This window comes from Shewanella sp. SM68, from assembly GCF_025653925.1.
Taxonomy (GTDB): domain Bacteria; phylum Pseudomonadota; class Gammaproteobacteria; order Enterobacterales; family Shewanellaceae; genus Shewanella; species Shewanella oncorhynchi.
Genome location: NZ_JAKKRU010000003.1, coordinates 118,313 through 138,221, shown reverse-complemented (window position 1 = coordinate 138,221; position 19,909 = coordinate 118,313). Strand labels below are relative to the sequence as shown.

Annotated in this window: 16 protein-coding genes; 6 read left to right on the top strand and 10 right to left on the bottom strand. The window is 45.6% G+C overall.

Translation table 11 applies throughout. From position 1 onward, the window contains the following. Positions 1 to 199: 199 nt before the first annotated feature. The 3 genes from tyrR to phhA form a co-directional block, all read right to left on the bottom strand. Positions 200 to 1,738: a transcriptional regulator TyrR gene (gene tyrR, locus L5M40_RS06175; RefSeq protein ID WP_113938940.1), complete on the bottom strand. Its 1,539-nt coding sequence runs from the start codon at positions 1,736 to 1,738 to the stop codon at positions 200 to 202. A 268-nt stretch (positions 1,739 to 2,006) separates the two neighbouring features. Then, a complete protein-coding gene (locus tag L5M40_RS06170; protein ID WP_106650051.1) occupies positions 2,007 to 2,345 on the bottom strand; it encodes a 4a-hydroxytetrahydrobiopterin dehydratase in 339 nt (112 codons plus the stop codon). Between the two features lie 152 nt (positions 2,346 to 2,497). Further along, entirely contained in the window at positions 2,498 to 3,298 is an 801-nt protein-coding gene (gene phhA, locus L5M40_RS06165; RefSeq protein WP_263175337.1) for a phenylalanine 4-monooxygenase, read from the bottom strand. 321 nt (positions 3,299 to 3,619) lie between these two features. Here phhA and galU point away from each other — a divergent pair, with 321 nt between their 5' ends. From galU to L5M40_RS06135, 6 genes are all read left to right on the top strand, one after another. After that, complete coding sequence (gene galU, locus L5M40_RS06160) at positions 3,620 to 4,528, top strand: UTP--glucose-1-phosphate uridylyltransferase GalU (protein WP_028760578.1); 909 nt, start codon at positions 3,620 to 3,622, stop codon at positions 4,526 to 4,528. Further along, positions 4,528 to 5,541, top strand: coding sequence for a UDP-glucose 4-epimerase GalE (galE, locus tag L5M40_RS06155; protein WP_028760579.1), 1,014 nt, complete (start codon positions 4,528 to 4,530; stop codon positions 5,539 to 5,541). Before galU ends, galE begins: the two co-directional genes overlap by 1 nt. A gap of 92 nt (positions 5,542 to 5,633) precedes the next feature. Next, positions 5,634 to 6,116, top strand: a complete 483-nt coding sequence (napF, locus tag L5M40_RS06150; protein WP_198573593.1) for a ferredoxin-type protein NapF — start codon at positions 5,634 to 5,636, stop codon at positions 6,114 to 6,116. Between the two features lie 111 nt (positions 6,117 to 6,227). Then, complete coding sequence (locus L5M40_RS06145) at positions 6,228 to 6,677, top strand: polymer-forming cytoskeletal protein (RefSeq protein WP_173245805.1); 450 nt, start codon at positions 6,228 to 6,230, stop codon at positions 6,675 to 6,677. Between the two features lie 318 nt (positions 6,678 to 6,995). Next, on the top strand, positions 6,996 to 7,970 hold the full coding sequence (locus L5M40_RS06140) for a LysR family transcriptional regulator (protein WP_263196489.1): 975 nt from the start codon (positions 6,996 to 6,998) through the stop codon (positions 7,968 to 7,970). Between the two features lie 481 nt (positions 7,971 to 8,451). After that, the gene (locus L5M40_RS06135) at positions 8,452 to 10,749 is read left to right on the top strand and encodes an OmcA/MtrC family decaheme c-type cytochrome (protein ID WP_263256407.1); all 2,298 of its coding nucleotides are present in this window, start codon (positions 8,452 to 8,454) and stop codon (positions 10,747 to 10,749) included. A 107-nt stretch (positions 10,750 to 10,856) separates the two neighbouring features. Here L5M40_RS06135 and L5M40_RS06130 read toward each other — a convergent pair whose 3' ends face one another. From L5M40_RS06130 to L5M40_RS06100, 7 genes are all read right to left on the bottom strand, one after another. After that, entirely contained in the window at positions 10,857 to 11,540 is a 684-nt protein-coding gene (locus tag L5M40_RS06130) for a DUF2982 domain-containing protein (protein WP_131523788.1), read from the bottom strand. A 57-nt stretch (positions 11,541 to 11,597) separates the two neighbouring features. Continuing rightward, positions 11,598 to 12,299 carry a YdcF family protein gene (locus L5M40_RS06125; RefSeq protein WP_263166099.1) on the bottom strand — a complete coding sequence of 234 codons (702 nt, stop codon included), beginning with the start codon at positions 12,297 to 12,299 and terminating at the stop codon, positions 11,598 to 11,600. A 218-nt stretch (positions 12,300 to 12,517) separates the two neighbouring features. Beyond that, positions 12,518 to 13,435: a fructokinase gene (gene mak, locus L5M40_RS06120; RefSeq protein WP_263175340.1), complete on the bottom strand. Its 918-nt coding sequence runs from the start codon at positions 13,433 to 13,435 to the stop codon at positions 12,518 to 12,520. A 61-nt stretch (positions 13,436 to 13,496) separates the two neighbouring features. Then, entirely contained in the window at positions 13,497 to 14,303 is an 807-nt protein-coding gene (gene cysQ / locus L5M40_RS06115; protein ID WP_263175341.1) for a 3'(2'),5'-bisphosphate nucleotidase CysQ, read from the bottom strand. Positions 14,304 to 14,670: 367 nt separating this feature from the next. After that, positions 14,671 to 15,795, bottom strand: coding sequence for an SDR family oxidoreductase (locus tag L5M40_RS06110; RefSeq protein ID WP_263175342.1), 1,125 nt, complete (start codon positions 15,793 to 15,795; stop codon positions 14,671 to 14,673). 6 nt (positions 15,796 to 15,801) lie between these two features. Beyond that, a complete protein-coding gene (locus L5M40_RS06105) occupies positions 15,802 to 16,566 on the bottom strand; it encodes a phosphatase (protein WP_028760589.1) in 765 nt (254 codons plus the stop codon). A gap of 50 nt (positions 16,567 to 16,616) precedes the next feature. Then, entirely contained in the window at positions 16,617 to 19,838 is a 3,222-nt protein-coding gene (locus L5M40_RS06100; protein ID WP_263175343.1) for a DEAD/DEAH box helicase, read from the bottom strand. Positions 19,839 to 19,909 lie beyond the last annotated feature (71 nt).

Here is a 19,909-nt window from a genome sequence, read left to right as displayed (position 1 = left end):
ATACCCGATGCAGCTCAAGATTCCTATAGCGTGACCAAAATCACATTTAGGTTAATTATTTCACATTTTGTAAACTAATCATTACGTTTATAACCTAGTTACCGCTTATCAATATCTCGGTAAGCAATATGCCTGAAAAGTCGGCAACTAAGTGGAACGATACTGTTACATTGACTGTGTCAACCCAACGAGACTCTGACTAACGGCGCTTGGCTATCTTGTATTCACGCAGTTTATTAGCAATAGCTGTGTGTGATACACCTAGCTTTTTCGCCAACTGGCGAGTGCTCGGATAGGCCGGATATAATCGACGCAACAGACTCGCTTCAAACTGCTTCATTGCATCGTCGAGATTGCCCTCAAACTCATTATCAAAGTAACCAAAACCTTCGGCGTATGACGGCAATTTCAGCTGTTCTACCGTCAACTCGGCCGAGCCATCCCACATAGACACGGCTCTAAATACCGCGTTCTTTAATTGGCGTACGTTACCTGGCCAAGCGTAGGTGAGCAAATGATCGCGGCACTGGGCCGAAATCCGCCGCACTGGGCTAGACAACTGTTGACTGTAATGTTCGAGGAACATTTCCGTCAGTGGAATGATATCGACTTTACGCTCACGTAATGACGGGATGTGATAACTCAGCACATGGATGCGATAGTACAAATCTTCCCTAAACTCGCCGGTTTGGCATAATTCAGCTAAATTCTTCTGGGTCGAGCAGATAATTCGCACATCTGCACGCACTTCTTCATCGCCCCCTATGCGTCTAAAAGTGCCATCTTGCAATAGCCGTAGCAGCTTAACTTGAGCCGCCCTAGACATTTCCGCCACTTCATCGAGAAATACTGTGCCCCCCTTAGCTTCTTCAAAAAAGCCCCGTTTGACGACTTTGCCCTGACTGACATAACCGAATAATTCCTCTTCGGCAGCGCTGTCGGGTAGAGCGGCGCAGTTGATGGCGATAAAAGGTTTTTCACGGCGCATCCCCGCATCATGGCTAGCTCTGGCCATTAATTCTTTGCCAGTACCCGTTTCACCCGTGATCAACAAAGGTGCATCGAGCTGGGCCATACGCCGCGCTTGCTTAAGCACTTCCTTCATCTTGTCACTGCTGGCTAATACATTTTCAAAGCCAGTGGTTTGGTTCTGCAGCGCGTTAAACTGTTTTCCAACGCGCGCAGGGGATTTCAGCGACACCACAGCACCAACCAAGATGGTTTTTTCATCCTCATCGGGTAGGTAAATCGGCAGCATTTCCGCTAAATATTCGTTTGGACCGATTTGAACTCGCGCCGCTTGTGGCAATACTTGTGCTTCACTCAACCAACGGCTGAAGTTAAAACCTTGCACCCAATGATTAAGCGACTCTTCGAGCACTTCGTGCTCACCCATGCCGATATTGAGCAAGGCGGACTCATTAACGATACGGATACGTGCCTTGGCATCGATAGAAAAAACGGAGTCGGGTAAGGTTTTGAGCAGGGTTTTAAGGGCGTAATGTTCTTGCTCTGAAGGCATAAATGACACCGTACGCACATCGTGCACGCTTTCCACTTTGCGGATCTGCGGCATCAAGGCACTCAAAGTTTCAAAACTAATTTCGGCAAATTGTAAGTACAGGAATCCTTGGTTACTGGCATCAATGGCAATTAAATTAATGCCATAACGCTCTAACACGACTAAGATATCTTTGGCTAAACCAACACGATCCTGACAGCTGACTTCCAAGCGCATAATGACTGATATTCCCTTTTTTGATTTGAATTTTGGGGATAAACCGTGCAGAGCTATTTTTCGCCTTAGGCTTTACAACAAAAATAACGCTTGCTAGGCAAATCGTTACCTTTGACGAAAACGTCAGCGATGAGGGGAAATAGCAGAGCCCGTATACGTTAGAAGGTTAAACTGAAAGTGGCAAGCCTAGTTTACAGTTGAATTGTAACAGGAAGAAAAAATCAGCATCATAAAACACGTTAAGATGCTGATTAAATTGATTAAATAATTAACCTAGTAACTGGTCTGTCTTGGCGGCCATGATGAAGTCATTCTTATGTAGCCCCTTAATGGAGTGTGACCACCAAGTGACAGTCACTTTACCCCATTCAGTGAAAATGCCGGGATGATGGAATTCTTCTTCCGCTAAATCCGCCAGCTTATTCGTGAATGCCATCGCCAGTTTAAAGTTTTTAAACTTGTAGACGCGCTCAAGCTGCATTACGCCGTCACGCACTTGCACGCCCCAGTCAGGGATCATACGAATAAGTTCTGCCAATTCTTCATCGGTCACTTTTGGTGCATCGGCTTGGCACGCTTCACATTTCATATTCGATAACGCAGTCATACATACTCCTGTTGGCAACATTGATAGAGATATTCAGTTGCACTTTACTCATTACTTATTAATTAATAATTATTAATTACTTAAATCACATGACTAAATTAGATGGTAGATGGCGACTCAAATAACACATCAAACCATCCATCGAATCGAGACTAGCTCGCCTTGGCTTTGGGAGGATATTTAGGAGCAAATAAACCTAACTGACGTGCCTTAGTGACATAACTCATGATGTCCATTTTGGCAATTTCATCAAGCATATCAATGTGCTCAATCACATAATAAATCGGCTGCATAATATCAATGCGATATGGAGTTCGTAGCACATTCAATAAATCAAAGGGCTGACGTTCTGGCACGTCACTTTCCATTGCATATAAAGTTTCACCAGGTGAGCTTAAAATACCGCCACCATAGATACGCAAGGGGCCATCTTTAGGCTGAAGCAAGCCAAACTCAACCGTAAACCAGTATAAACGCGCTAAAAATACCCTTTCTTCTTTGCTGGCATTTAAACCTAATTGGCCATACATATGTGAAAAATTGGCAAATGAAGGGTTGGTGAGCAAAGGGCAGTGACCAAAAATTTCATGAAAAATATCAGGCTCTTGCAGGTAATCAAACTCTTCCTTACGGCGAATGAATGTGGCCACAGGAAACTCTTTATTGGCCAGTAGTTCAAAGAAACGGCCAAAGGAAATAAGCGCAGGTACGGCTGCCGTTTTCCAGCCGGTGGTCGCTTGCAATACAGTATCAATTTCAGTAAGTTGCGGAATACGATCCTTTGGCATAGCCAAGGCATCTAGCCCTTGCAAATACTCCTTACAGGCACGGCCAGGCAGGTTTATCGCTTGACGGGCATAAAGCTGGCTCCAAATCTCATGTTCTTCTTGCGGGTAGTTAATAAACCCGGTGTCATCAGCTCTGTGAGCGATGTACTCTGTTCCTTTCGTCATAGTCTTCACTTAGTGGCTAGCGCTCATGGAACCATAGTGATCTAAGCCTTTAAATTTGTTAACTCCCTCACACTTTATTCTTGCACCACTACTGTGACGTAAACGTAAAGCAAATATTACAAGGGTATTAAAAACGCCATGCAAGTGCACATCACCCATGCTGGATTAGATGCACTGTGCTACCTTTGCTAAAACTTACGTCGACTTCGCTGTAAAAATACTTAAATATCCTAAGTTTTCAGCGTTTCTAAATAGCTTTTCTGTGCAGGTCATTTACAATATTGGCCATTAACCGCATCTCCTTGACCTAAAAGGTTCGCAATGAAACAACATCAAATTCGTAAAGCCGTTATTCCTGTCGCAGGCCTAGGCACTCGTATGCTTCCAGCGACCAAAGCAATTCCAAAGGAAATGTTACCTGTTGTCGATAAGCCATTGATTCAATATGTAGTCAGTGAAGCTATCGCAGCTGGGATCAAAGAAATTGTACTCGTGACCCACGCCAGTAAAAACTCTATCGAAAACCATTTCGATACCAGTTTCGAATTAGAAGCCCAATTAGAACGCCGCGTTAAACGTCAGTTACTTGAAGCCGTACAATCTATTTGTCCTAAAGATGTAACAGTGATCAGCGTGCGCCAATCTCAAGCTAAAGGCTTAGGTCATGCGATTTTGTGTGCTAAATCTGTCGTCGGCGATGCACCATTTGCCGTATTGCTACCGGATGTGATCATAGATGAAGCCAGCTGTGACCTTCGTAGCGATAACTTAGCCGCTATGGTTGCCCTGTTTGATGAAACCCAAGTCGGTCAAATCATGGTGGAAGGCGTGCCACATAACGTCGTCAACCAATACGGTATTGCCGATGTGAATGGTCATGATTTACAACCGGGTGAATCTGAGCCATTAGTCGAACTGGTTGAGAAGCCAGCCGTGGATGAAGCGCCATCTAACTTAGCCGTTGTAGGCCGTTATGTGTTACCAGCCAGCATTTGGCCGCTACTGGCTAAAACCCCTGCGGGCGCAGGCGATGAAATTCAATTAACGGATGCGATTGCGATGTTAATGAAGCAAGAAACCGTAAATGCTTACTACATGGAAGGTAAGAGCCATGACTGTGGTAACAAGCAAGGTTATATGCGTGCTAACGTTGAATATGCCCTGCGCCACAGCGAAATCGGTGAAGATTTTGCGCACTATTTAAAAACCGTTGTAAAAGGAATTAAGTAATGACGATTTTAGTGACCGGTGGTGCTGGCTATATTGGCACCCACACAGTAGTAGAACTGCTCAATGCTGGTAATGATGTGATTGTATTGGACAACTTGTCTAATTCAAGCATAGAAGCCTTAAACCGAGTCGAGCGGATCACTGGTAAATCGGTTACTTTCTATCAAGGCGATATTCTCAATAAAGCGTTATTGCAGAAAGTGTTTAACGATCATGCTATTGATTCAGTTATCCACTTTGCAGGATTAAAAGCGGTGGGAGAATCCGTCGCAAAACCCCTTAAGTATTATGAGAATAACGTTACGGGTACGCTTATCCTTTGCCAAGTCATGGCAGAATTTAAGGTAAAAAATCTCGTATTCAGCTCATCGGCAACTGTGTATGGCGATCCCGCAAGTTTACCGATCACCGAAGACTTCCCTACAGGGGCAACAAACCCTTATGGTCAGTCTAAGTTGATGGTTGAACATATACTGGCAGATGTACACAATGCCGATCCGAGCTGGAATATCGCCCGTCTACGCTATTTTAATCCGGTTGGCGCCCATGCCAGTGGCTTAATCGGCGAAGATCCTAACGATATCCCTAACAACTTAATGCCCTTTATTGCGCAGGTTGCCGTGGGTAAACGCACCGCCTTGAGCGTGTTTGGTAATGATTATCCGACTCACGACGGTACCGGCGTGCGTGACTATATCCATGTCGTGGATTTAGCCAATGGCCATTTAAAAGCGCTCGCAAAATTGGCCACTAAACCTGGTCTAGTGACCTATAACTTAGGCACAGGCCAAGGATATAGTGTATTAGACATGGTTAAGGCCTTTGAAAAAGCCTGTGGTAACACCATTGCCTACCAAATTGCGCCACGTCGCCCAGGGGATATTGCCGCCTGCTACGCCGATCCAACCCACGCAAGGGAAGATCTTGGCTGGCAAGCGACTCATACCCTAGAAGATATGGCCAACAGTAGCTGGCATTGGCAATCAACCAATCCCAATGGTTATAACGGCTAATAACTTGAATGGCTTGTGGAAATCTCCCAAGCCATTTTTCTTTATCCCTCTAAATACCATCGCTTTACATCATTAACCACCCGAGGAGCAACATGACTCAAAGTATTAATCACAGCCGTCGCAGCCTCTTTAGCCGGCGTAAAGATAATGCGATAAGGCCGCCTTGGGTGCGTGATGATATCGAGTTCACCGATGTGTGTACTCGTTGTTCCGCCTGTCTTGAGATTTGTGAAACTCACATTATCATCAAAGGTGATGGCGGATTTCCTGAAGTCTCCTTTAAGGACAATGAGTGCACATTTTGTACTCTGTGTGCTAAGGCTTGCCCTGAAAATATTTTCGATTTGACTCAAGCACCTTGGCAATACCAAGCCCATATCCAAGAAAGCTGCTTAACCTTTCAAGGGATCTGGTGCCAAAGTTGTAAGGATGCCTGCGAACCAAGAGCCATCAGCTTTGTGCTCAGTATTGGTCAGGCTCCGAGCCCCAAAATAGACCTTGACCTTTGTACTGGATGCGGTGCCTGCGTAGCTCCTTGCCCTAGCAAAGCCATTGAGATAAAACGACCAACTTGATAGAACACTGTAATTGCATTAACACATGCAGAGCTGTGCTTCTCATGGATTTTAAGCTAGTATCGCGCCTCTGTTGAACTCAGTTAATCCCTTCTCGAATTAAGTTAATTTATGATGATGTTTGTAAAAAAACTGTTTTTCCCGCCTAAAAAAAGTACCTCTTTTAGCTTTATTGCTCGAGGCACTAAACTCACGGGAAATATCGAATTAACAGGCGACGTGCTTGTGGGCGGTGATATCCAAGGTCAGCTGCTTTCTGAGGCCAATATCACCATAGAACAAGGCGGTATAATTCAAGGTGAAGTAAAGTGCCATGAATTTATCGTCGATGGGCACTTCAAAGGCAGACTCATTTGTGAGCGTTTAGTGATCCAACGTAATGGTGTTGTCGACGGCGAAGTGGCAAGTACCTCAATGCAAATCCTTGAGGGTGGCCAATTTATCGGGATGCGGATTAAAGAAGATGCACCAACCATTTATTCCCATGCAATAGGCCATACACCAACAGCAGATTCACTCAACTTACCGTCCGTGCAAAACGACGTCATAGAATCTCGTTAATCCAAAATGCATCACTATCGTTTGCTCGCCGCCTTAGGTGAGCAGACTTTGACTCACTCTTTTAGCTCAATCATTCCTTATCGCTCGATGTTAAACATAGCGCCTACTCACCTAACTCCCCCCAACTCTCCTCTTTACAATGGTTAAATAATTGTTATTTTGCCGAGAGGGATCACAGTTAATCCGCATGCTGAATGTTAATCTTGCCAGTTAGTAATTATGATATTTGATCGCGGTGGTTCGGGTAATCGCAAGGACACAGAACTCCCCTAATAGCACCGCAAAAGCATTTAAGACTCATACAGGGCAAAATACAAAATGAGCAACTTATTACTAAAACAGATCTGTGAACTCGATGTTTTTACCTTGCTTGTATTTAAAAGTATTTTCGACACTGGACACGCAAATAGCGCGGCCAAAGCGCTAGATGTTTCTGCACCCAAAATAAGCCGCTGCCTCAATGCATTACGCCTAACCTTTAACGATGAACTATTTTATCGTCGTCAACAGGGGCTTAAACCGACGCCTTTAGCAGAAAGTCTCTACGTTGCTATTTGCCAGTTTACTGAATCGGTTTATCACCTCGAACAATCTGCAATCCAGATACAAAATGCGGCCATCAATACCGACTTACCGCTGCATATCGCTGCTTGTAATGGCCTGCTAAGCTTTTTAGCGCCTCAGTTAAGCACTCCTGAACTTGCCCAAAAGCTAGGACAAATACGCTTACATAAATGGCAGGAAAATAGCGCTGAGTTGATCCACGCAGGTGCGCTTGATTTTGGGATTACGTTTGAAAGTGCTGAAAATAAAGAATTAAGTTACACCAAACTTGGCTCAATCAATGGCATTTATATCGTTGCAGCCAAGCAACACCCACTTTGGGACGTTGAGACGAATATTACCTTAGAGCAAATTTGTCGCCATCCGTTTCTGTTTCAAGAACTCAAGGGCTTTAACAGTAAAATCGATCCCTTAGAATTATTTTGCCAGCGCCAAGGTATCTTATTGCCTACCGTAGAGAAAGTGATAGACAGGGAGGAATGGTATGCCCATCTATTAACCATGAAGAGTGTGGCTTTTTGTTCTAGCATTGATATGCACACAGTTAAACATATGCCCGGATTACATCTCGAGCGCCTTAGCGACACAGAGCTTAATAGACTCCACGAAACTATGATGGCGCCACATTATTATCTGATTGAGAAACCTGCAATTCATCGGCGTTACAGCCAAAGCCAGTGTGATCTCGTCGTGCGCTCCTTACTTGCCGCACTCGAACCAGCACACTAATACAAAAATAGATTACACACTAAGTTCATCAACCTAGCTTACGTCATGAGCTTACGTCATGGATGTTAAGTGGGTTTACTGGGTTATGGCTTCTATTTATCCAAGGCACAATTAAATCACTTTAAAATGCCATATCTTCCCCCAATCCTCGCCCTCTTATCCCATTGCTTTTATGCTCAAAACCTTAAGATAACGACTTAAGATTCAGGCTCTCTTAACATCGTTCATTTTGCTTAACCGAAAATGAATTCATCATTTCGGCCTAAGTTTAAAGATTGAAATTGTGATACACATCATAGGCTAGCAGCTTAATTTCACTATTTAAAATATCAAAATGCAAAGTTTAGAATTACCATTCGCAGGTGTTAAATCATCGTTCACATATCAGATACAAATTTGCAAATACCACTTTATAAGTAGATGAATCCTCCTATATTAGAGGCACTGCACACGCAGTCTTATAGATAGAAAAAGGGACGCGATGATGAAAAACTACAATAAATCTCTACTGGCACTGGCTCTCGTCAGTACCTTAAGTCTTACCGCCTGCGGGGACGGAAGCGATGGTCAAGATGGGGCACCTGGCACACCAGGTACACCCGGAACACCAGGCACTCCCGGAACACCAGGTACACCCGGAGCCCCTGCGGGTTCCTTCGCAACGACAGCTCAATCCATTACAGATCTGGCATTCACGTTAAGTCCTGCTGACATTAAAGTGACCAGCAGTGAAGGCTTCAGTGTTAAATTTACTGTTACGGGTAAAAATGCAGGCAAAGTAGTCCCTTTCAAAGGACTGGATAAAATTGCAATTTATTCTTTAACAGCAAATGAAAACACCTCAGGTACTGGCGCGCCGATTGAGTGGCAAAATAATGCCACGGCAAATGCAGCTGGCACTTCGTTAACTTGTACTCTAAACGGCCTGAACGGAACTAAAAACGCTTGTACTTTAACCGAAGATACAGCGACGCCAGGCACTTACACAGCAACTTGGACTTATGGTGGCGCAGCGCCAATCATTAATCCAAATGATAATCCAAACGCAGTACACAGAGTCTTTTTACGTGCTTACAACATCGCTGATAGTACTGGTGTTGTCCTATCTGACAAGATTTTGTCTGTACCCGTTGATTTTATCCCTGCAACAGATGAATTAGGTGTATCGGGTAAAGACACAGTATCTAGTGCGGCATGTAAAAACTGTCACGGTGAAGTAGACGGCCATATCGCGAAGATTGAAGCCCACCATAACTACCAAGATGTTAAAAACTGCGTAACTTGCCATAACCCTGATCTCGTTCCAAGTGACGCACAACTGGCCGAAGGTTGGTTTTTTGATTTTGCTCCCATGATCCATAGGATCCACGCAGGTCATCACATCAGTGACAGCTTAAGTGGCGAAGCAAAAGAATATTTCGGTGAAGTTGGTTTCCCATCTGATTTGAAAGAATGTAAATCTTGTCATGATGGTGCACCAAGTTATAACACCAATATTTATGCACAAGCTTGTGTGGGTTGTCATATCAATGTGAACTTCACCACTGGCGAAAACCATTCAGAATTTGGTTTAGCCCAAGCTGATGATACTCAATGTAAATCTTGCCATGGCAGCGGTAGCTTAACACCTGAAGCTGTGCACAGTGTCGGTAAACGCGCTGAGTATGCAAGCCTATTCAAAGTTGACTTTACCAGTGCAGCAGTAGCGACTTCAGCAACACCTGGAATGAAAACATTGACATTAAAAGCCAATGTGACCATGAATGGCGCTGCAATTCCTAACGGAACCGATTTAAAAGTGTATAACGCGACAACTAACCCTACAGGTATGTTTGTGGCTAACGGCTTATTACTGGGTAACGTAACCACTGATGGTACTGTTTACGCTTGGAGAGATGTCAAACCAACAGCAATCGCTCTTAAGCTTGAAAATGGTACGCTGGCCGATGGTGTATTAACCTTCGTAAAAGATATTCCCGATGCCCAAGCTGTAGGTACTATCTACGTCAGTTCAGAAGCCAACGTCTGTATCAAAGCAGGTAAAGTGAGTAGCTGTAATGCCACAGGACTTGAATTTGGCCCAACAAATCCAATTGGTAACACTGCTCCTGTTAAATTCTATAGCTTAGATGCTTCTGCAGTAGTTAAAGCTCGAATGACAGATCCTGCTCGAATTACCGTAGAAGAAGCAAAATGTAACGCCTGTCACGGCACCTTAGATTATATCAAGGGCACCAGACACGGAACTTACACTTTTGATCAATGTATGAACTGTCACAACGATACAACAGGTGCATCAGGCCATAAAACAGTGGTTTCTAAAGGTGAAGACGGTAGCAAAGTCATTAATCCAGAAGTCACTTTCAATAACAAAGACTTATTCACCGTCGCCCACCGTTTCCACAGTGGTAACTTTGATGTTATCGCAGGGATCTTCCGCGATGCCAATGGTGAATTAGTCGGTTATCCGTCACCAGAAACTGCATGTTCTGCATGTCACAAAGATGATGCAAAACTGTTTGCGGCTGACGGTGGTTTAGCCTCTGAGAAACGTTCAATCAAAGTGGGTAGCAACTACATTAGCCCAGTAGCTGAATCATGCCGTAGCTGTCACGCTCACTCTGATGCAGCGGCTGTCGCTCACTTTAGAAGCAACGGTGCTGTGGTTGAAGCTGACGCAATGACAGATCCTAACTTACCAGTAGAATCTTGCGCAACTTGTCATGCTGAAGGTAAAACCTACGGTGTAGATAAGGTACACGCAGAGGTAGCACACTAGTACCTTTGGGTTGCCCCTGCACAACCCAAACTTTAATCTCTGCAACTCATTGGGGACCCTAGGGTCCCCTTTTTTATTGCTGATGATCTTCAATTGAGATTGTAGATTTAACCAGCTGAGCGGCTACATTGCGCGATACGTTGTCTAAGTAACTTGATAAAGTCCTTAGGTTCCCTATCTAAACTGTCATGGGGAATATACAAGTGATACCCTAAACGCGTATCTAACATCACGCAGCGATGCCCAAACATAGCCAATACACCACGATAACGATCCCCTTCTATCACTAAAGGGCCAAACTCAGCGCCGAGATAAGTTTCTAAAGTCGCTAAGTCTGCATCTTGAGAGGCGGCTGTCACCAGCAAAGGTCGCTGTTCAGTTAATAATCCTGTTGCTAGACGCAGGGAAATATTATCGAGAATGGGATTTAAATGTTTCAGTTTAATGCCTAAATAAGATAACTCTATAGTATCTAAACCATTAGTCACCCGCGGAATATCGACCCGCTGAATATTATCCCAATCGATAGACACTTTGCCGCGGCGATGAAAATAGGTCAGCCCCTTGTCATCTAGTGCTAGAGTCGTTTCCGGCTCATACACCTTGGCTAAACCGAGAATGAGTGAAATAGCGCCCAAACTAAAAAACATCAAACCAACAGCAAACAAGGCCGGCCACGTCAGAAACAGTCCCAAACCCAGCACCAGACTTAAGCCTCCCAGCCAAGTTAAGGTTAACCCATTTCGTTTCGATAAAGGACGCACAGATACTATTTCTGACTCAATTGTCATTGTTCATCTTCCTGTTAAAACTCACTATCTTTAGACTGAACTTGGCAAACCACACCTTTAACTTACGGCCTTTATCCATAACCACAAACGGCCAATGTATTCGTGAATCGCCCGTTGAGAAGCCACTAAATTATCGGCAGTTAACCGCCACCAAAAATCATCTCGGCCAATAAAATCCGTTGGGGCAGCATCGGGGTGTAAGCCTTTAGCGGCGAAAATAGCCATCGCCCTTGGCATATGAGTGGCCGATGTGACTAAGCGAAAGGGCTCCTCCCCTAACTCCCACTTTAAGTATTGCGCTTCTTCTATCGTATCGCGCGCCAGTGGAAATTGAATAATTCGGCTTTTATCAACACCTAGCTCTACCGCGGCTTTAGCCATCATTTCAGCATGGGAAAATTGAGTGAGTTCACCGCCCCAGCCACTGACAATCAACATACACTCTTGACCCAACTTAAGTTGCCGAATTCCTTCAGTTAACCTTGTAAGGGCGACGTCTGATAAGGATTGCACCGCAGTCGCTCCTACTATATCAGCATGCCCTGAACCTAATACCATCACAAAACAAGCGCCTGCGATGGGCGTGGAATTAATCGGGTAAGCTGATTCTAACGGCCGCACTAAGGTATTCACACTCAGTTGACTGCTTAAAAACAGTAAGAGAAAAAAAGCGCAGGATACTAAGTATTTCGCCATACTGCGACGGCGCCATACTAGAAAAGAAATCAGTAATAACAATAGGATAAAGGGAATCGGCATCATCCCCTGTGAAACAACTTTCTTAACCCAAAACATGATGTCCATGCCAAGCAATCCAAAGGAGCGCAATCATAGCATCAAAATACGGGGGGAACACATCGCACATAAAACTAGCCCAGCGTTTTACTGGGCTATTGTTTACAAGACTCTGATATCACTAGACGTTGATTTCATAGCGTAATGAGTTCACTGGTGGAGTTTATATCCTCAATAATGGATCACTTTTCCCACAACCAAGCGGCACCGCGCACTCCCGATGAACAACCGTATAGATTCTGCACAACAGGCGTATGACACTCACGCCCCACCACATAATGGGCCAGCAATGCCGGTAATCTTGGGTAAATCGCCGCGACATTCGACATTCCGCCGCCCAACACTATGGCATCGGGATCGAGCATATTGATTACATGGGCGAGTGAACGTGAGAGTCTATCCATATAACGATCAAACGCAGCAACCGCAATGGCGTCACCTTCATCGACTAATAACATAATATCGGCACCTGATTTGGCAGGAGCACGCACGGTACCCGCTGCAGTCAAAGCCGCATTATAATCACGCACAAAGCCAGTACCTGAAATAAAGGTCTCGATACAATCGGGATTACCACAGAAGCAACGGGTGGTATTGAACTCTTCCTTAGTCATCCAAGGCAGAGGATTATGACCCCATTCACCGCCGATACCATTACCACCACCGTGAACTTTGCCGTTAATTGCCACACCCGCGCCGCAGCCAGTACCAATAATCACGCCAAACACCACAGAAGCGCCAGCGGCTGCCCCATCGACCGCCTCTGATACCGCAAAACAGTTTGCATCATTGGCAACCCGCACTTCACGCTGCAACAATTCCCCTAAATGTACATCGAGGGGCTGACCATTGATCCACGTCGAGTTAGCATTTTTGACTAAACCTGAATAGGGCGATACCACACCTGGAATACCCACGCCGACAGTGCCTTTCTCGCCAAGAGTCGCTTCCGCTTCCTTAACTAAATCAACCACCGCAGCAAGCGTGCCCTGATAGTCACGTGGCGTCGTCACACGCTTGCGAAATAGCTCATTGCCCTCATCACTCAGTGCGACTAATTCTATTTTTGTTCCGCCTAAATCGACGCCCATGCGCATCATGAATTACTACTCCAGTGTTTAGCTTGCCCTTTCATCAAGTGAGATTGATTCTAGGCAATCGTTATTTTACCCAGCCAGGAGCTGTGGCAATAAAGTAAGGGTTTAAAATGTCAGGTTTTTGATTATAAGTTAATGGTTCACCTGAGTCATAACAGACAACTGTGCCACCTGCACTTTCGAGCACAGCTTGCGCCGCTGCGGTATCCCACTCACTGGTAGGACCCAGTCTGGGGTACAGATCGGCACTGCCTTCTGCCAACATACAAAACTTAAGCGAGCTACCCACGCTTAAGATGTCATGCTCACCAAACTGTTGTAAATATTGCGCTAAGCCAGGGCTCAAGTGCGAGCGACTGCCGACAATCATCGGCATTTCGCGTGGCGTGTTGGCGCCCAATAAGGGGCTCTCTTGACCCGCTTGTTGGCGCCATGCACCTAAATGTTTAGCGCCGTAATAATAGGTATCGAGCACTGGCGCATATACTACACCTGCGATAGCAACCCCTTGATGGATAAGCGCAATGTTGACGGTAAACTCGCCATTGCGCTTAATAAATTCCTTAGTGCCATCTAAAGGATCAATCAACCAATAGGTTTGCCATTGACGACGCACGTCCCACGCGATATCCGCCGCTTCCTCAGACATAATAGGAATACCGACAAACTGCTTTGCCAATGCCGCCACTATCACGTGGTGCGCGGCTAAATCGGCGGCCGTCACAGGGCTATCGTCCCCCTTATGGCTCACCGAAAAGTCATCTTGACCATAAACCGTCATAATGGCATCGCCTGCGGCTTTGGCAATCACGACCACTTGCTGTAGATCTTGTTTGGTCAATGTCTGCGCTATTGTCGTCTTGTCTGTCACTGAAACTTCCTTAATGCGTTAAATATCTTGGCATTATGCCATTGTCATCCAAGGGGAATTTAGAACAAATTCATCATACATCAAGCAAAATAGACTAAGACTCGCGGCTTAAACCGCGGCGCGCAAAACCACAGATACACAAAGTGATTATGATACTAAGGCAAGCCATTAGCGCTGAGAAGAGGCTTAAGTCCAGCTGCATTCGTATTCACAGCCTATGTTTTCATATTGATAGTCTAAAGCCGTCGCTTAAATCTGATTATTGGCGGGCTTATTGTTTTCGACAGCGTTAATCACTCAGACGACGTAAACACTTAACGCCTGATTAAAGCAGCCTAAAGCAAAATGTGAGTCACGCTCATTATCGTCAAGATAACCGCCGCAACATGCAATTCAGTTGCTGACGCCAATCTTGCCACTCGATCTGTTCAGGCATCGACAGTGCATTATTCGTAGCCAAAGTAGAGCGTAATTTACCACTATTCAACACGCTATAACTCGGTCTTTTTGCCAAACTCACGCCGCGATTTAATGCTTGTTTAGCATAGTGAGCGCTGGTAATCGGCTGGATAACCACAGGTTGACTTAACAGATTGAGCGCTAGGGCTTGTCGCTGGATTTCACAGGCAAATTCATACCAACTGCATTGGCCTTGAGCGCTGTAATGAAATACGCCCGAGCACTGTTGCATGACTAATTGCCAAATCACCTTAGCGAGTGCATCACTCCACGTCGGACAGCCGATTTGATCGACTATCACCTGCAATCTTGGTTGAGTGCGCATCAAGTTCAGCATGGTTTGGACAAAATTATGCCCATCTTGACCGTAGAGCCATGAGGTACGCACAATCGTTGCATCCTCGCCCAGAACAGCCAATAACTTCTGCTCGCCGAGCAACTTACTCGTACCGTAAGCAGACAACGGCTCGGGAGCATCAAGTTCAACAAATGGCCTTGGTAAATGAACTTGGTTTGGGTTTGGGTTTAAAGCTGAGTCTGGATTTTGATACTGCTCAGCGCCAGTTTCTCTAACATCACGAACAGCATGACCACCAAACACATAATCGCTCGACACATGCAGTAAGCGGGCGCCCGACAGCCAACATTGCTGCGCCAGTAACTCAGGGCCGAGTGCATTCACGCGATTCGCTTCGATTGCATCATGCTCAGCTGCGTCGACCGCATTATAGGCCGCACAATTGATCACCCAGCTTGGTCGATATTGATCAAATACGGCGGCAATATTGGCGGCATCCGTAATGTCTAACTGACTACGACTTAGCGCATAAAGCTTAAGTGGTACGACTGAGTTTGCACTTGTACTTGTGCTGGTATTTGGGGCTAGCTCACCAATATCGGCAGCGACTCTCAGCAAGGCCTGAGCGAGCTGACTCTTCGCACCAGTGATTAACACCACTTGAGGAGTGTTAGCGTCTGTGGCACTAGCCACCCCGCATTGAAATGGCGTCACTTTAGTTGCCACTATTTTCATCACTAATCAACAGCATGGCTCATCGTCACTGAATAAGGGGATCAAATCAGCAACGGTTTCATGGCCACGGGCGGCTAAAAAGGCTAAGAGTGCTGAAGGACTACGATTGAGTAATCGTGATGGCGGATAAGCCACTTCATCGATAATCGCTTGCGCCCGCGCAAAACCGCCTAAGCTAAAAGCCACATGGGAATCAGAGCCCATAACTAAAATCGTGCCAAATTCCTTGGCCGCTTTGGCAATCGCAGTGCAATTAGCTTCGCTGCCCTTACGGGACACTTCAAAGGAGGAATTGTTAATTTCGAGCGCCACACCGTATTCGGCAGCGGCGCGGGCAACAGCTTCAATATCAATTGGATAGGCTGGATTACCTGGATGAGTAATGATATCAACCTTGCCGCTCTTAATCGCATTAATCATGGCCTCTGTGTGAGTCGCTTTATCTGACGGAGGATAGACGGGCTCATGAAATCCTGCGAGCACAATATCGAGCTGCTTTAAATAATCGCCAAAGAAATCAATCTCGCCGTCGATATTTTTGATATTGGCTTCGATACCCCGCAAAATCCCGACGCCATCAACCATACGTGGCAAAACTCTTAAATTCACAAAGTGCCAAAAATGCGGCGCATCGGCCATCGCAGGCCCATGATCTGTGGTGGCAAATAGGCGAATCCCCTTCTGCTTTGCCACCGCTAAGTAGTCATGAATCGTGCTATAAGCATGGCTCGAAGCCACAGTATGGGTATGAGTGTCGACTTGGTACTGCATGGTTCACCTCAGTCAAATGATTCAATCAATTTAGAAAAACTGGCCACGATTTAGCTAAAGAGCGATAACAGTTCATCGGCGCTTCCTTGCCATGTGCCCTTGCCTTTACCTTCGAGAATACTGTCCGCCAGACTTTGCTTATGCTGCTGCATTTCTTGGATTTTTTCTTCTACTGTACCTTCTGCAATCAGCTTATAAACAAACACTGGCTTATCTTGGCCGATACGATGGGCTCTATCCGTAGCCTGTTTTTCCGCCGCCGGATTCCACCAGGGATCATAGTGGATCACAGTATCCGCCGCGGTGAGATTGAGCCCAGTGCCGCCCGCTTTTAAGCTGATTAAGAACACAGGCGTATTGCCCTCTTGGAACTTATCTATCTGCGCTTGGCGCAGACGAGTTTGTCCTGTGAGTTTACTGTAATCGAGCCCCAGGTCCACCAACTCTGCTTCAATCAAGCTGAGCATGCTAGTGAACTGGCTGAAAATCAATATCTTACGCCCCTCTTGCACCATCTCGGGCAAGTTCTGTTTTAGCCAGTCTAACTTAGCATTATTCTTCACTTTCTGCGCTTGCTCTAACTTCACCAAGCGCGGATCACAGCAAGCTTGGCGTAGCTTAAGTAAGGCATCAAGAAACTCGATATGACTGCTACCAACGCCTTGAGTGGCAAATAAATCCCGCAGTTTTTTCTCCATCACCAGTCGAATACTCTCGTAGAGATTTCGCTGATCTTTTTCTAACTCTAAGCTCTGGGAGATTTCGGTTTTAGGGGGTAATTCACCGACCACTTCATCTTTGGTTCGACGCAACACAAAAGGCGCAATCCGCTGACTCAAGATTTGCGCTTGCTCCATATCGCCATAACGTTCTATTTTGTGCCTAAAGGATTTGTTAAAGAAGGCATTCGTGCCGAGTAGTCCGGGCAAACAAAAATCCATCAAAGACTTAAGTTCACCCAAATGATTTTCAAGCGGCGTACCCGACAGGCACAATCTAAACGGCGCTTTAAGATCTTTAATCACTTGAGTCACTTTCGCCTGCGCATTTTTTATCTGCTGCGCTTCATCCAGCACGATATGTTCAAACACCTGCTGTTGATAATAGTCACTGTCGCGCACGATCAGCGGATAGGTCGTCACCACTATATCAAACTCATTTAAGCGTTCGAGCAAAGGCTTGCGTAAAGCACCATGAATAACGACTAGCTTTAACGATGGCGCAAATTTCGCGGCTTCTTTAGCCCAATTACCCACTAAGCTCGTTGGGCAAATAATTAAACTCGGTGAACAACTTGCTACCGTAGTTTTTAGTTCTTGCTGCTTAAGTAAAAAAGCCAAGGTTTGAATGGTTTTACCCAGCCCCATATCATCGGCCAAAATACCGCCAAGCTGATATTCCTTTAAGAAACAGAGCCAATTCAACCCTTGCTGTTGATACTGACGTAACTCAGCATTTAAGTTGTCTGGGACTGCGACCTCTAACACACCGTTAAAATTTTCGAGCTTAGTCGCTAAACTGCGTACCCGTTCGCCATTAAGCAGACGAATATCACTGTCGGCAAAATCATTTAATAGGTGGGCACGGTATTTAGGCAAAGACACGCTATTGCCTTTGTGGCTATCGAACAGTTCTAAAATAATGCTGATCAGCGGCTTAATCACGCTAGCTTTGACTTTTAACCAATCACCATTTGGGCTGGGCAACAGCAGTTCTGCATCATCGGCGGGCTCACCGTACTGCTTAAGCCAAGTGGCAATTAAGGGCAGCATAGGCACTATTTGACCATCGATGTCAGCATTCAGTGACAGAGAAAACCACCCCTCTTGCGTATCATCCAGTTCAATCGCCAGTGGAGTCTCAATGACATTTAAGCTGAAATTGTCGGCAAAATGCACTTGGTAACCTAAAGCCTCTAGCGCCGGGATTTCCTGTTGAATAAAGTGCAACCAAACATCAATCGTTTCAGGCAGTGAACCTAACCCCCAAATGCTGACATAGCTACCACTGTTAGGGATAAAAGAAGGCGCCAGCTCCACCAGTTCCAATGCCATCAAACGATTAATCGCATCCATTTCCGCATCGAGTTGACGCGCGATTTGATAGGTTTTGCCTTGATGAGTGACTAAGGACAAGGGCTCGTCGGGATACTGACCGCCGAGCACCACGTCTTGATAGATAAACTCCAGCAGCACTAGTGGCTGCGCCATAGCAAACTCAGGTAAATCCTGCGATGTTAAGGTCAACCTAACTTGAAGCGGCACTTGTAGCTCGACAAAATCAATCAAAGCAGGCGTAGGTACCGTTTTCGCCGAAAAATGCTTAATCAGTTTGTGGCTCACCAATTCAATCTGTGAGCTAGGCACTGGCGGCATCTGACTGAGTAATAACAGCTTTTCAACACTGATCTCAGTGTCCAATGCGCCCACTTTAAAATAATCTAAATCGATATAAGTCGGTGGCTCACAGGGGATAAGCTCCCAATTGTCCTTATTGGGCAGCATTAACTGCATTTGTTTATGCTCGGCATCCTTATCTAACCAAATGAATTCAGGCTTGCTCGCTTCACCTCGGGTGAGCGGTAAACGACTCTCCTCCCAAAAACACCGCCCAGTGACGAGCATTTTTTCCAGTGCCATGGCACCTAACTGAGCTTTAAGATACAGGCGAGAGGCACCATGGCGACGAGTTGACATGATGAGATTGATGATGAGCACGTCTTCAGCGCCAATCCAAGCGGGCATATAATATTGCACGTCAGACAAAGCGATTTTCGAGCCTTTGTTATAGCCACCATTCTTCGCCAACTTGCCTTTTCTTAGCTCAAGAAAGACACAGTTATCATCTTTAGATAACACGTACAGCACGCGATCGTCGTAGAGTAAATCGACATTTGAAACCGTGAGATCATCACTTTCGTCTAGCAGATGTAACCACTGAGCAATACGTTGATCTTCAACGGTTCTATCGCTAAGTAAACTGTAAAGTACGGCAGCAATATGTTTGCAATGCCCAGTGGCGGGACATGAACAGAAGCCATTCATGATCAACTTATGGTTCATGCTGACAAGGCGAATATCCTGCCGATAGGGCTGGGATTCCGTCCCCATGACACGACCTTCAATATGACGAAAATCGGCGTTCGCTTTGGCGCTCAACACCCGTCCCTTCATCACATAATCACGGGCGCGCATTAAGGTTGGCGGCGTGAATAATGACTCAATCGTGGTTCGAGTCAATTGGATAGGATCTTGGGGGGACAAGCGATTCATGTAAAAACCTTGAAACTAAAAATATCAACTCCGAGCAATAGCAAGCCATTGCCGCGCGACATTTATCAATA